The organism is Natronolimnohabitans sp. A-GB9, from assembly GCF_030848565.1.
Lineage (GTDB): Archaea > Halobacteriota > Halobacteria > Halobacteriales > Natrialbaceae > Natronolimnohabitans.
Genome location: NZ_JAVDDV010000002.1, coordinates 447,429 through 460,970, shown reverse-complemented (window position 1 = coordinate 460,970; position 13,542 = coordinate 447,429). Strand labels below are relative to the sequence as shown.

The following is a 13,542-nucleotide window of genomic DNA, read 5'->3' as shown; positions in this document are numbered from 1 at the left end:
GCGACCGCCTCTCGCGTTCACGTGAGCGGAACCGCCACCGTTATCTCGCCGGTTCCGCGATGCACATTCGATGAGCCTCCGCGTCGCCGTCGCCGCCCCGTTCATCCAGAACGGAACCCGTCGTCTCCAGGAAAACGAGTTCGTCGTCGCACTCTCGCTGGACCGCGACTGGTTCTCGCCCGACCAATCGAAACGCCTGATCGACGTCGCGACCCACGAGGGACTGCTCGAGCGCACCGACGACGCCCTCGAGGTGACCTTCGATCCCGCCGACGTGACCGTTCCCGACGAGTTCGTCCCCGACGAGGATCTCCTCACGGAGCGGTCGGCGTTCGAACGCGTTCTCGAGGCCCTCGTCGCCGAGGGGACCGAAAAGCACGAGGCCGTCGGCGCGATCAACCAGCTCCAAAGCGAACTGGACGTAGCGATCGAAGCCGCCGCCGTCGTCTACGCCCGCCGACAGGGGATCGACGTGAGCGAACTGGCCCCTGCTGCCCGTGACGAGTTGACCGAAGCCGAAGGGCGTTAGTCGTCGGCCACCCGACCGGGAGACATGGTCGAAGAGCGGATCACCGACGGGCGCCGGATCGCCGAACTGCTGGCTTCCGAACTCGACGGCCGCGAGGACGGCGGCCTCGCGCCGATCGACGTTACGAACGCCGACCGCGACGTCGAGCCGACGGCCGATGGCGCACGCGCATACGACGTTACGTGTGGTGAGGAGCAGATTGCACAGGTCTTCGTCCACGAGGATCGTGCCCGACTCGAGTTTGCGGTCGAGCAGGATCTCGCGGCCGAGACCGCCGAGGATCTCGCGTTGCGCGTGCGGCCGAAAGCGACCGACCCACCACGGACGCTCGTGTTCCTCGAGAGCGGTGCCGAAGTCAAACGGGGGACGGACGTCGTCAAGCGGGTGAGTCGCACGCTCGAGGGGAACTAGTACCGTTTCAGTAGTCGTCGGGATCGATCCGTTCGCGGTCGACGTAGACTGTCACCGACTCCTCGTCGACCGTCAGGTCGGTGATCGAGCCGGCATAACGGAACCGCTGGTAGTCCGACTCGATCGTGCCGGTGGCCGTCGTCCCGTCCTCGATGGAGGCGTACTCGCTCGAGTCGTCCCAGGCGATCGTCTCGATCCAGCCGTCGACGCTGACCTCGTAGGACCCCGACGAGCCGTCGCTGACGATCGTCAGGATATGATCGTGGTCGTCGCCGTACTCGCTCGGGTCGATCTCCTCGCCGTCGAGGGTGACACGGGCCGTCCCGTCGATCGTCAGCGACTCGAGGTCGCCGTCGAACGCGAAAGCGTCGCGCCAGCCGTGTAGCTGTCCGCTGACGCGGCCATCCTCGATCGAGGTATCGTCGTCGATCGACGCATCCGCGTCAGTCGTCGGTTCGACGGCTCCACTGACGCGGAACTCGTATTTCGTCTCACCGGTCGATCCGACGCCGTCGATCACGAGCGTCTGCTCGAGGCCCGCGGCGGCGTCGTGCCACGGCATGTCGTCTTTCCAGTCGTTGCCAGTCGCACCCTCGAGGGGGAACTGCTCGAGGGACGATAGCTCGCCGTCGACGAGCAGGTCGGCCGGCCCGTCGACAGTGACGTCGACGAGTTCCGCGTCGAACGCCCAGGTGTGGCGGCCGTCGACGACGCGTCCCGCGGCGCGGGTGCCGTCGTCGCTGACCCACGTCGACGCCGCGTCCGTCGAGGGCTCGAGCTCGCCGTCGTCGACCTCGAGATAGTAGTCGGTCGGCTCGTCCTCGCCCTCGGCATCGAACGCGGCGGTCTGCTGGGAGTCGCCGCTGTCGTCGCCGTCGTCGCTGTCGTCGCCGCTGACGACGAGGGCGCCCGCCGCTGCGGTGCCTACCACTGTCGTCGCCCCTGCCAGTTTCAGATACGATCGTCGGCCAACTGACGTGTCGGCGTCGCCCGTACTGCTCTGAGCGGTGGATTCACCGCTCCGAGCTCCGTCATCCGTACTCGAAGGATCGCGTGCCATGTGACCGGTAGTTCCCGTCCCTAAATATAAACTTTCTCTTACATAATATCTAAAATAAGGTGACAGTCATCGTTTCGTGACCGAACGGGCTGTGATCGACGGGTCGCTACTCCGCTGTGGCGAGGGACTCGAGCAGCGCCGGCACCGCTGTCGCAACCGCCGACTGCTCGACGTGGGCGATCGCCCGTGGATCCGGCTCGGGGCCGTCCTCGAGCACCACCTGAACGGCGTCCAGTCCGGCGTTGGTCGCGCCGTAGATATCGGCCTCGATCTCGTCACCGACGTAGACGGCCTCGGCCGGATCGACGGCCAGTTCGGTCGTGATCGCCTCGAAGGCATGTCGGTCGGGTTTGCCGGCCTCGAGTTCGCCGGTCACGATCGCGGCGTCGAAGCGGTCCTCCCAGCCAAGCGTCTCGAGTTTGTCCCGCTGGGCCCGAACGGGACCGTTAGTCAGCAGGCCGACCCGGTACTCGGATCGCAGCTCCTCGAGCATCGACTCGACGTCGGGCAGCGACTGGAGCGTTGCCGCGATCGTCTCGCGGTAGGCGTCGGCGACCGCCTCCGGGTCCGCCTCGGACTCTCGGCCCTCGAGGAGGTCGGCGAAAATGGGTTCGCGCGTCTCGCGGGTGAGGTTGCGCCGGTGGGCCTCGAGGTACTCTTCGCGGGTGATCGGCGGGGCGTCGGCGGCCTCGACGGCCTCCCGCAGGATGGTTTCACGGTCCCGAGTCGGCACCGCGAGCGTGTAATCGAGGTCGAAGACGACCGCCTGTGGCATAGACGTTATCGGGGGCTCGAAGTGGTTGAAACTATCCTTCGAACTCACCGCTTGGTGACACGGTGCGGAGAACGATCACTTCCGGTATTCTTAATTCACCCGAATCGCCAGTTCGTACCGAATGGTCACAGAGGTAGCACTCACCGTTGATCTCGCTATTATCGTACTGAGTGCGACACTCGCCGGATTCGTCGCCAAGCGAACGGGGCAGCCGACGATCATCGCCTACATCCTCGCTGGCGTGGTGATCGGGCCGGCGGCCCTCGGTATCGTCGAGGTCAGTGAACTCACCGATCTACTCTCCGAACTCGGGCTCGCGTTTTTGCTGTTCTTGCTCGGGATCAAGATGCGCCTCGAGGAGGTGCAACACGTTCTCTCGCCGATCGTCAAGATCTCGATTCCCCAGATGGCGGCGATTTTCCTCGCCGGGATGGGCGTTGCACTCGCGTTGCCGCCGTTCGGTCTTGTCGAGTCGGTGATCATCGGACTCGCGGTGATGTACAGTTCGACGGCGGTCGTCATCAAGATGTTAAACGACAAGGACGAGGCAACGTCGTTACACGGGAAGATCGACGTCGGCGTGCTCCTCATCCAGGACATCGTCGTCGTCATCATTCTAGCGGTGCTCGCGGCCGGACAGCCGGACGACCTGGCCGAAGTCGCTACGACACTCGCTGTCGTCCTCGTCCTCGTCGCGATCATCACCGTCGCAGCGATCGGTGCCTCTCGGTCGGTGCTGCCGACGGTTTTCCGTCGCATTGCCGACGACAAGGAGGTGTTTTTCCTCGTCGCGATCGCGTGGGCGTTCCTGTTCGTCTTCGTCTCCGACAACGTCAACCTCTTTCTCGAGCCCTTCGGCATCGAGGCGTACCTCTCGATCGAGATGGGGGCGTTCATGGCGGGGCTGGCTCTCGCCCAGCTTCCCTATAGCAAGGAGCTCCAGGATCGGGTCAATCCGCTGACGGACCTGTTCGTGATGGTGTTTTTCGTCTCGGTTGCCCTCGATCTGGAGGCTGCCCAGTTGCTCGCCCACTGGCAGGAGGCGATCATCGCCGGGCTCGTCCTGATGCCGGTGAAGTTCCTCGTGTTCTTCTACCTGATCGACTGGCAGGGCTTCGACTCCGAGACGACGTTCCTTGGATCCATCAACATGATCCAGGTCAGTGAGTTCGGCATCATCGTCACCGCCGTCGCCTTCGAGGGCGGGTTCATCCCGGCCGAGGTGCTCGGCTTCATGACGCTGCTGGCGATCTTCACGATGAGCGTCTCCGTCTACTTCGTCGAGTTCAACCACGCGCTGTACGAACGGTTCGAGCCGACGATCAACCGGTGGACCGGCGACGACGAGTTCGAGGGCGGCAAGCGGGAGTACCGCGATCACGCCGTCGTCATCGGCTACGACGAGGTGACGAAAAACGCCCTCCCGCTGCTGGCCGACCACTACGAGGACGTTGTCGTCGTCGATCGGACTGTCGAACACATCGACACGCTCGAGGAGAAGGGATACGACGCGATCTTCGGCGACTTCCGTAACGCCACGATCCGGAAAGACGCCGCCGTAAAGAAGGCGGATTTCCTCCTCTCGTCGTCAGTCGAACCGGTGGTAAACGAGGCGTTGCTCAGAGACGCCGACGAGGACGCAATGGTCTTCGTCGAAGCGAAGCGAATCGAACACGCACGCGCCCTCTACGACAGCGGTGCTCACTGCGTTATCATGCCTCCGTTCCTCGCAGCCGACAGACTCGCGGACTATCTCCGGGTGTACCTCGAGGAAGAAGCGGACACCTTAGAAGAAGCGATCGACAGCGACGTCGAACTGCTCGAGACGCCGGATCCGTTCCCGGACACGTACGACCGACTCGGAGGTGGTCTTGATGAGTGAGTTGCTCACCGCGGTCTCGATACTCTTCATCGTGGCCGGACCGTTCCTGCTCGTCGCCAGTCGGTTCGATCTGCCGATGGTTCCGGCGCTGGTCCTCTCGGGATTTGTCGCCGGGGCGATCATCGATGCGGACCCGCTGCTCGAACTCGCCTATTATGGAATCGCCCTACTGGTGTTCACGTGGGCGGCGCGGATCGATCTCACGGCGATCCGGACGGTGATCGTCGACGGCGAACTCGCGGCGCTCGGACAGATCCTCGTCGTCGGCTCGATCGGGGCCGGGTTCGGCCTCGCACTCGGCGTATCGCCGACCGATACGGTCTACCTCGGTATCGCGGCTGCCCTCTCGTCGACGATCGTCGGTACGGCGCTGTTACAGCGGGGTATCGACGTGAATCTCGTTCGCGGCCGGCTGGCTCAGTCGATCCACTTCGTCCAGGACCTGATCGCCATCGTCGCCGTACTGCTTTTAGGTGCCGGCACGCTCGAGGCCGGTTACGTGGGGCCGGCACTCGCCGGCGGCGCGGCGTTGTTGCTCGCGGCCGTCCTCGTCAACAGGTACCTGTTCGACGTCATCGGACAGTTAGCTGGTGACTCGGACGAACTGATGATCCTGGGTGTCGTCGCGTTGCTCGCGCTGTTCGTCGGCGCGGCCGAGTTCGCCGGAATCTCCGTCGTCGTCGGCGCATTCGCCGCCGGACTCGCCATCCGTCACGATCCCATCGAGTATCTCGGACTGTTCAACGGGCTCCAGTCGATCCGGGACTTCTTCGTCGCGATCTTCTTCGTCACGATCGGTGCGCTCGTCGTCTTCCCGTTCGTCGAACTCGGATGGGCCGCGTCCGTCGAGAAGCTGCTACTCGCCGGCGGGCTCGTGGTCCTGGCCGCGGTGGTGAAGCCGGCCGTCACCACGGCCATCCTGATCTACCGCGGACACGAGGCCCGCTCGGCGACGCTCGCCAGCCTCAACACCGATCAGGTCAGCGAGTTCGCACTGATCATCGCGATTCAAGCGCTTATGCTCGGGGCGTTGAGCCAGTCGGTTTTCGACGCGATCATCCTCGCGGCCGCGGTGACGATGGTAACCTCGAGTCTGACACACCGATACAGCGAGGAGATCTACCGAATGCTCGCCGACCGCGGTGTGATCACCGGCAGTCACGACCGGATCGAAAAGTGGAGCGACGTACCGGACGACATCGCCGACCACGTCGTCATCGTCGGCTACGGCCGGCAGGGACGGAAGCTGGCCGAGACCTGCGAAGAACTCGGCCACCCCTACGTCGTCATCGAGAACGATCCCGTCCACAGAGAAGCCGTCACCAGCGAGTGCGAAGCCGCCGTCGTCGGGGATGCGATGGAGGACTACACCTGGGAGATGGCAAACGTCGACGAGGCTCGACTCGTCGTCTCGACGGTCGACTCCCAGCCGGTCTCGCGCCGTATCCTCTCGCTCGACGTCTCGGCCGACGTGACGCTGCGAGCAGGCGATCGGACGACCGCCCTGGAACTGGTCGACGCGGGTGCGCTGTACGTCGGTCATCCCGATCTGCTCGCGGGCCAGCAACTGGCCACCCAGATCCGAGCGGTGCTCGACGGCGATCTGACCCGAGAGGAGTTGCGAAACCGCCAACGATCTGAACTCGAGCGCCACGCCGACCACATACCTCGTCACCTCCAGTGAGACAGTCCCCTGTCTCGAGTTTCTCGATCTCAGGGGCGTCGGGGGTCGCCGATACTGCCGACTCCGAGACGAATCAGCACGCCTTTGGCTCCGTCGCTAGTACCCTCGACCGTGTTCGAAGCCGATCAGGCGCTCCGGATCGGACGAAACCTGCTCGTCTACGCTGTTGGCGTTGGACTGCTCGTGGTCGCCGCCCTCGGGCTCGCCGATGCGATCGCCCTCTCGAGTGCCCTCGCCGCTTCGCTTTTCGTCGTCGGGCTGGTCCTCGTGTTCGTCGTCCACGAGTATTTCGGCGGCCCAGTGTAACGTCGTCTGGCACCACCAAGACGCCTGTCAACCCGCCAGTTCGTACTGACTGCCGTCGATCGTACGGGTCCCTGTTCCGATTTCCCGGCGACCCCACAGGCGAATCGTTCTGTCCAACAGTATAAGTAGACTGATACGGAGACACGACACGTATCGTGACGGAGACGATGAACTATTTTATCACTGTGCCCGGTTTGCACCATATGGTCGATTCAGACACTGAGTCAACTGATATCCTCGAGAACGTGTTGGTACCCGTCGCAAACGAGGACGACGCCGCGAAAACCGCCCGGGCACTCGAGCCGTACGATCCCGCTGCCGTCACCGCGCTCCACGTCGTCGAAAAAGGCGACGGCGTGCCGGACAAGACGCCAGTCGAGCAATCCGAGGAGTTGGCCGCGGAATCGTTCGCCGCCGTCCGGCAGGTGTTTCCGGAGGCCGACGATCACACCGCCTACGCCCGAAACGTCGTCGAAGCGATCTTCGACGCGGCCGACGAGGTCGACGCGAGCGCGATCGCGTATCGCTCCCGCGGCGGAAACCGACTGCTGCAGTTTCTCTCGGGGGATCGGTCGCTCAAACTCGTGACCCGGGCGCGCCGTCCCGTCATCGCCTTGCCGGTCGAAGAGAGACTGGCGGAATCATAACGGGAACGACTCAGACCCGCTCGTCCCGCGTCGCGAACCCGTACCGCTCGAGCGCCTGAAAGTAGTCGCGTTGCTCGCGCTCGAGCGTCTCGGGGTCCGTCTCCCCGGCGGCGAGGGCGTCGACGGTGGCGAGTAGCTGTTCGCCCGCGAGGACGTTCGGCACGGCGACGTGGGTCGCACCCGCCTCGAGCAGGTCGCTTGCAACCGCGGCCGATTCGGACCGCAACAGGACATCGGCGTCGGCGTCGGTCTCGAGTTCGAGGATTGTCTCCGACACCGGGCGGTGGTCCACGGTCGAACAGACGAGCGCCGCGTCGCCGATCTGGGCTTTCTCCCAGGGGTACTCCGCTAACGCATCGCCGAGGACGTAGTTTCGACACTCCGCGTCGAGTTCGTCCCACAACACCGGATCGTTCTCGAGGACGACGTATGGAACGTCGTTGTCCTCGAGCGTTTCGACGATTCGGCGGCCGATTCGGCCGTAGCCGACGACGAGGACGTGATCCTCGAGTTCGTCGACGCTGCTTCGCTCGTCGACTTTCCGGGTTCGCTGGCCGCGGAACAGTCTGGCGACGACGGTCTCGTAGACGACGTCCTCCGTCCGTCGACCGAGAAACGTCAGGAGCATGGTCACCGCGGCCGCGAGGATGATCGCGTCGAACAGTGGGTCGGCGATCGTCCCCATCAACAGCGCCTGGATGGCGATGATCAGCGCGAACTCGCTGACCTGGTTGAGACTCGAGCCAGCCAGAAACGCCGTTCGGGCGTCGTACCCCTCGTAGATAAACGAGAGCACGTGGACGAGCGGATTCAAAGCGAGAACGAGCGCCGAAAGCGTGGCCGCGATAACGAGCACCTCGAGTGACGGAATGGCAACCAGCGCACCGACGGTGACGAAGAAGATCGCGACGAAGAAGTCCGTGATCGAACTGATCCCGTTTTGGACCTCCAGGGCCTGCGTCCCGTCACTTCGGATAGCGACGCCGGCCGCGAACGCGCCGACGACGATCGAGACGCCGACGTACTCCGCGGCTGCGAGGAAGGCGATCAGGATCGAGATGCTGCCGACGAGCACGAGTTCGCCGTCGCCGTCGGCCAACCGAACAAGCAGGGGGAACCCGTGGCGGTAGAGGACCAGTCCCGAGATGACCAACACGACACCGTATCCGATCTGGGCGGCGATGGCGTCGGCCGTGACGACCTCGGTGCTGAGGATCAACAGCAACGCGATCGCGACCAGGTCGTCGAAGAAGTGGATCGACGACGCCAGCCGGCCGTGAACGAGATTCTCGCGAATCTCGCTGCCGAGCAAGACGCCGCCGACCAGCGATGAACTCAAGACGACGGCCGCGCTGAAGTAGACGGCGTTTCGAACCGGATCGGCGAAACCAAAGAGATCGCCGAACAGGTAGCCGACGCCGAACGCGATCGGCGCGACGACGATCAACTGCGTGGCCGACGCCAGTTCCGCATCCCGAAGCACCGTCTCGACGTCGGCGAAGTCGATCCGGATCGCGAAGGCGAACACGAGAAAGGCGATCCCCCACTGGGCGAGGACGATGATCTCGCTTTCCGTAACGAATCGGCCCGCGATCAGGCCCGCGATGATATAAAACGGGATCGGCGAGAGGCCGAACTGGTTTGCGATCAGTGACAGGACGCCAGCCGTCACGAAGACGACCGCCAGTGCGATCACCAGCTCCTCAGTCATGGGCCTCACCTCCCGGCGTATAGTCCGTATCGGCCACGCTCTCGCCGTTCTCGAGTCGGTCCGCCGATCGCCGGCGTTGGGCGTTCACTCGCTCGACGTCCCGAGCGATCGTCTCTTCGAACGCGTCCCGGTCGGTGACGTACAGTTCGACGTACTCGCTTACTTTCTCGGCTGCGAGGTGTGAAGTCATGATGACGTAGGTCGCACCGCGGTCGTAGAGCGTGCGGGCGTCGTCGATCCGCTCGGCCTCGACGAAGACCGTCGCGTCGTCGCCGACCTCGGCGAGCAACGCCTCGTTGACCTCGCGTTCGACGCTCGAGCTCAGTACGAAATCGGCCCCCTTCAGGTTCGCTTCCTTGCGGACCTCTGTGTGGCGGAAGTCACCGAAGACGTACTCGTATCGGCCCTCCCGCTCGAGTTCCTCGATGTGGTCGGTCTGGCGGTCGATGATGACGACCTCGCCGTAGAGCTCCTCGAGACGCGGCAGGGCGCGTTCGGTGATCTCGTCGTAGCCGATCGCGATGGCGTGGCCCTCGTAGGTGCTGATGTCGGCGTCTTTCCTCTCGTCGGACTCGAACCGGGCGAACCACGGCTCGAGTCGTTCGTATATCGCGTGGTTGTACGCGATGATGTACGTCGAGACGCTCATCGTCAACAGCGCCATCAGGCTCAGGTAGCCGAGCACGTCGGGACCGATGTAGCCCTGGTCGATCGCGAGCGCACCGACGATCAGCGAGAACTCGCTGACCTGGACCATGTTGATCGAGCCCAAAAAGGAGGTCTCGACGTCGAACCCCTCGCGGTCGATGAGGTAGAACATGATCCAGAAGTTCCCGACCATCAGGACGGCCGATGCGACGATCGCCTGCCACCAGTAGGCAAGCAGGCTCGAGAGGCCGTCGATCTGGAGGCCGATCGTCGCGAAGAACACGAGGATGAAGAAGTCCGTGATCGGCGTGATGCGGTCCTCGAGTTCCTTGCTGTAGGGCAGCTGTGCGATGCTGATACCCGCGAGGAAGGCACCGACTTTCGGATCGAGGTCGGCGCCCTCGGCGATAGCGACGAACAGGAACGCCCAGCCGATAGCGACGATGAGGAACACGTCTTTGTTGTCCGCGATGCGCCGGAACAGCCCGGGAAGGATGTACCGGGAGGAGAGCAGCGAGAAGATGCCGATAAACGACATCATGACGAGGATGACACCGAGGGTGGATGCGATGTCGCCTGCACCGCCGAGGTCGTCGGCGGCGAACAACGCGAGGACGATCACGAGATAGATGTCCTGAACGATGAGCACGCCGACGTCGATCTTCCCCGGAAGACTCGTGATCTCGTCTTTATCGGTGAGGATCTTGACGATGATCGGCGTCGCGCCGAAAACGGTCGCAAGCGAGATAACGAGGATTTCGTCGGTTTCGAACCCGAGTGCCAGTGCGACCAGAAAGGCAAGCGCCGTCTGGAGCACCGTCTGTCCGAACGCGACGTTCGTGACCGCGGGGAGAATTTCACGAATATCCTCGAAGCGCATCTTCAGCCCGAGCAAAAAGAGCAGGAAGGCAAAACCGAGATCGCCCATTAGCTCGACCAGCCCTTCCTCCGTGACGATATCGAACGCGACCGGGCCCAGGATAATCCCGGTGAGGATGTACGCGATGATCGTCGGCTGGCCGGTCTGACGCGCGATCAGCCCGATGACCGTCGCCACGACGACGATGATCGCGAAATCAGCCGCAAGGGCGATTTCACTCATGGAGAAACGGATTCGTGATAGCCTTCGTGTAATCGGCGGTTATATGTTGCCCTCCCGGAAGCGTGCGTCCAGCGTCGCCGTCTCTCGGCTCCGTCGGCCGTCGCTACCGGCGAGCGACCGATCGTCACGAGCCATGACAATGAATGTCAAGGTCTTGCGGCGCGTACTACCTGGTATGGACCGTCCCTACATCCGTGACCCGAAGGGGTTCAAAGACGTCGCCGCGTTGCTCTTTGCGTACGTAATCGCGGTGGCCCTCGTACTCGAGCTCGCCATCGGCTTCGTCCGTCCCGTCGTCGCCGTCGGGTCGGTACTCGTGCTTGGCTGGCTCGTGTGGGCGGTCGGCCGGATCCTCGAGTCCGGAGCGATCGAGGCGGCCGAAACGGACGAGGCGGCCGAAGTGGACCCGACCGGCTCACGAGAGATCGAGTGACGGCGATCGACCGCCCGACTCACCGGACGGGCATACTATCGGACAACAGTCAGTACGGATTTTCGCCCACCGTTCGGTCGAAAATCCCTGATACGGATCCCTGTACCGATGTACCAGCGCAACCACAGCCCGGGTCGCGGTTGCGCCGGTACCGACGTACAGTAGTCCGTATGACTCGTTTCGTCCGGCAGTATCAGGAGCCGTGCCGTCGGAACAGTGGTGCAGCCGCCCCGTGCTCGAGTTCTTCGGGCGGTAGCTCGTCGGCGTCGTTCGCGCTCGCGAGGTAGATCGCGCTGTTGAGCAGTCCGATGTGGCTAAACGCCTGTGGGTAGTTTCCGAGAAGCGTTCCGTCTTCCGCGTGGATCATCTCGGAGAGCAGGCCGAGCGACGACGTGTGCTCGAGGAGGTTCTCGAAGACGTCGTTTGCCTCCTCGAGTCGCCCCGAGAGGACCAGCGCGTCGACGAGCCAGCACGAACAGAGGACGAACCCGCCCGGCTCTCGGGGCCGTGCGGGACTGTCCGCGAACCGAAACACGAGGCCGTCCTCGGTCGTCAACTCCGCTAAGATCGTATCGATCGTGTTCTGGACGCGCTCGTCGTCGGCCGGAAGGAAGTCGTAGATCGGAATCAGGAGGGCAGTCGCATCTAGTGCCTCGTCCGCACCGAAAAACTGGACGAAGCTCTCGCGGTCCTCGTCGTACCCCTTCCGTTCGATCGCCTCCCGGATCTCGTCGCGCTCGCGCTCCCAGCGCTCGAACGGCGCGTCGCGGTCGTGGTCTTCGGCCAGCCGGATCGCGCGGTCGAGGGCGACCCAACACAGCAGCTTCGAGTGGACGAAATGCTCGTGGAGGTCGCGAAACTCCCAGATGCTCTTGTCCTGTTCGTCCCAGTGATCGCAGACGTACTCGGCCAGCGCACTGACCGACTCCCAATCGTAGTCGGTGAGCCCGTTCTCGTAGCGGATCGTCTCGTAGATCCCCTGGACGATCGTCCCGTAGATGTCCAGTTGTTCCTGTCCCGCGGCGGCGTTGCCGATCCGGACCGGTGTCGACCCGCGATACCCCGAGAGATGCTCGAGGTGTTCCTCCTCGAGGTCGGTCTCGCCGTGGAGGCCGTACAGCGGCTGGATCTCTTCGGGCGTTTCGTGGCCGATCTCCCGGAACCACTCGAAGTAGTGTTCGGCCTCCGTCGACTGGCCGACGCTGTGAAGCGCCTGAATGGTGAACTTCGCGTCTCGAATCCAGTTGTACCGGTAGTCCCAGTTGAGTTCGCCGCCGATCTCCTCGGGGAGCGACGTCGTCGGCGCGGCCGGAATGGAGCCGGTCTCGTCGTGGATCAACAGCTTGAGGACGAGCGCCGAGCGAACGAGGACGTCCTGCCCCTCCTCCTCGAAGTCGAAGATGTCCGTCGCCGACTCCTCGCAGCTGTCGAGCCACGACCGCCAGTAGTCGATCGTTTCCTCGAGCAGCGACTCGTACTCGTCGGGTGATCGCTGGTTCGGTGCGCCGTACTGAAGACAGAGCCAGCGTGTCTCGCCCGCCTCGACGGTCACCGTCGCCGTGGCGAGCCCGTCGTCGCGCGCTTTACCATCGTCGTCCCCACCTTTGGATTCGGTCCCGCCGTCGCCGCTGGACTCGATTTCGAGGTCGAGGTCGGGAGCCGAATGAAGATAGAGAACGCCGCGTTCGTGATCGCGTGTTCGGTCGTCTTCGGGCGCCGGCGCCCAGTCGTCTTCGTCGCCGTTTCTCGGCACGTCGACCCTGTCTTCGCGATCGGCGACGTCTTCGAGGGCCACGAGGTCGCTGCCGTCGGCGCGCTCGAGAACGGTCGTCGACCGCGCGTAGCCAAACCGTGGCTCGAAGACGACGTCCAGCTCGACGGTCCCGGATACGGCCTCGATCTTGCGATAGATCGCCTGCTGGAACCGCTCGTCGGTCGCGTCACCCTCGATATCCGCCCTCCCGTCGTCGTCACGCTCTACTACTGGCATGAAGTCCGTCACCGTCGCGGCGCCGCCGTCGGTCTCGAACGTCGTCTCGAGGACGTTCGTCCGCTCGACGTACTCCTGGCGCACCTCGTACTCACCGGCGGGACGAACGGCGAACCGGCCGCCGACTTCGGGATCGAGAATCGCGGCGAACACGCTCGGCGACTCGAGGTGTGGGAAACAACACCAGTCGATCGACCCGTTGCACCCGACGAGGGCACAGCGGTCGTCGTTACCGATAACACCGTAGGCGTCGATGGGAAGGAATTCGTCGGTCATGGAATCGAAACGCGTAGTGGTACTTGCAAAGCGAGTGTGGATCGCTGCGTTGTGCTACCGTACGAGCGAACGGATAGTCCCAGTTCCA

The 13,542-nt window shown here is 63.7% G+C and carries 12 protein-coding genes; 7 read left to right on the top strand and 5 right to left on the bottom strand.

The genetic code is table 11. The features are described 5' to 3' along the window. The first annotated feature begins 70 nt into the window (after positions 1-70). Positions 71-529, top strand: a complete 459-nt coding sequence (locus tag RBH26_RS04810; RefSeq protein WP_306756930.1) for a DUF2240 family protein — start codon at positions 71-73, stop codon at positions 527-529. A gap of 24 nt (positions 530-553) precedes the next feature. Further along, positions 554-940, top strand: a complete 387-nt coding sequence (locus tag RBH26_RS04805; RefSeq protein ID WP_306756929.1) for a hypothetical protein — start codon at positions 554-556, stop codon at positions 938-940. 7 nt (positions 941-947) lie between these two features. Here the strand turns inward: RBH26_RS04805 and RBH26_RS04800 are convergent, their stop codons facing one another. After that, on the bottom strand, positions 948-2,000 hold the full coding sequence (locus RBH26_RS04800) for a hypothetical protein (RefSeq protein WP_306756927.1): 1,053 nt from the start codon (positions 1,998-2,000) through the stop codon (positions 948-950). A 106-nt stretch (positions 2,001-2,106) separates the two neighbouring features. Then, positions 2,107-2,775, bottom strand: a complete 669-nt coding sequence (locus tag RBH26_RS04795; protein ID WP_306756926.1) for an HAD family hydrolase — start codon at positions 2,773-2,775, stop codon at positions 2,107-2,109. A gap of 121 nt (positions 2,776-2,896) precedes the next feature. Here RBH26_RS04795 and RBH26_RS04790 point away from each other — a divergent pair, with 121 nt between their 5' ends. From RBH26_RS04790 to RBH26_RS04775, 4 genes are all read left to right on the top strand, one after another. Further along, positions 2,897-4,657 carry a cation:proton antiporter gene (locus RBH26_RS04790; RefSeq protein WP_306756924.1) on the top strand — a complete coding sequence of 587 codons (1,761 nt, stop codon included), beginning with the start codon at positions 2,897-2,899 and terminating at the stop codon, positions 4,655-4,657. Further along, the gene (locus RBH26_RS04785; protein WP_306756922.1) at positions 4,650-6,341 is read left to right on the top strand and encodes a cation:proton antiporter; all 1,692 of its coding nucleotides are present in this window, start codon (positions 4,650-4,652) and stop codon (positions 6,339-6,341) included. The genes RBH26_RS04790 and RBH26_RS04785 overlap by 8 nt, the downstream gene beginning before the upstream one ends. Before the next feature lie 111 nt (positions 6,342-6,452). Then, positions 6,453-6,647 carry a hypothetical protein gene (locus RBH26_RS04780; RefSeq protein WP_306756920.1) on the top strand — a complete coding sequence of 65 codons (195 nt, stop codon included), beginning with the start codon at positions 6,453-6,455 and terminating at the stop codon, positions 6,645-6,647. 203 nt (positions 6,648-6,850) lie between these two features. After that, positions 6,851-7,294 (top strand): universal stress protein, encoded by a 444-nt coding sequence (locus RBH26_RS04775; protein ID WP_306756919.1) that lies wholly within the window; start codon positions 6,851-6,853, stop codon positions 7,292-7,294. Positions 7,295-7,304: 10 nt separating this feature from the next. Here the strand turns inward: RBH26_RS04775 and RBH26_RS04770 are convergent, their stop codons facing one another. Both RBH26_RS04770 and RBH26_RS04765 read right to left on the bottom strand, forming a co-directional pair. Beyond that, positions 7,305-9,005, bottom strand: a complete 1,701-nt coding sequence (locus RBH26_RS04770) for a cation:proton antiporter (protein WP_306756918.1) — start codon at positions 9,003-9,005, stop codon at positions 7,305-7,307. Further along, complete coding sequence (locus RBH26_RS04765; RefSeq protein ID WP_306756917.1) at positions 8,998-10,755, bottom strand: cation:proton antiporter; 1,758 nt, start codon at positions 10,753-10,755, stop codon at positions 8,998-9,000. The genes RBH26_RS04770 and RBH26_RS04765 overlap by 8 nt, the downstream gene beginning before the upstream one ends. Before the next feature lie 175 nt (positions 10,756-10,930). Here RBH26_RS04765 and RBH26_RS04760 point away from each other — a divergent pair, with 175 nt between their 5' ends. Further along, entirely contained in the window at positions 10,931-11,188 is a 258-nt protein-coding gene (locus RBH26_RS04760) for a hypothetical protein (RefSeq protein WP_306756915.1), read from the top strand. A gap of 193 nt (positions 11,189-11,381) precedes the next feature. Here RBH26_RS04760 and RBH26_RS04755 read toward each other — a convergent pair whose 3' ends face one another. Beyond that, the gene (locus tag RBH26_RS04755) at positions 11,382-13,454 is read right to left on the bottom strand and encodes a glycoside hydrolase family 15 protein (protein WP_306756914.1); all 2,073 of its coding nucleotides are present in this window, start codon (positions 13,452-13,454) and stop codon (positions 11,382-11,384) included. Between the last annotated feature and the right edge of the window lie 88 nt (positions 13,455-13,542).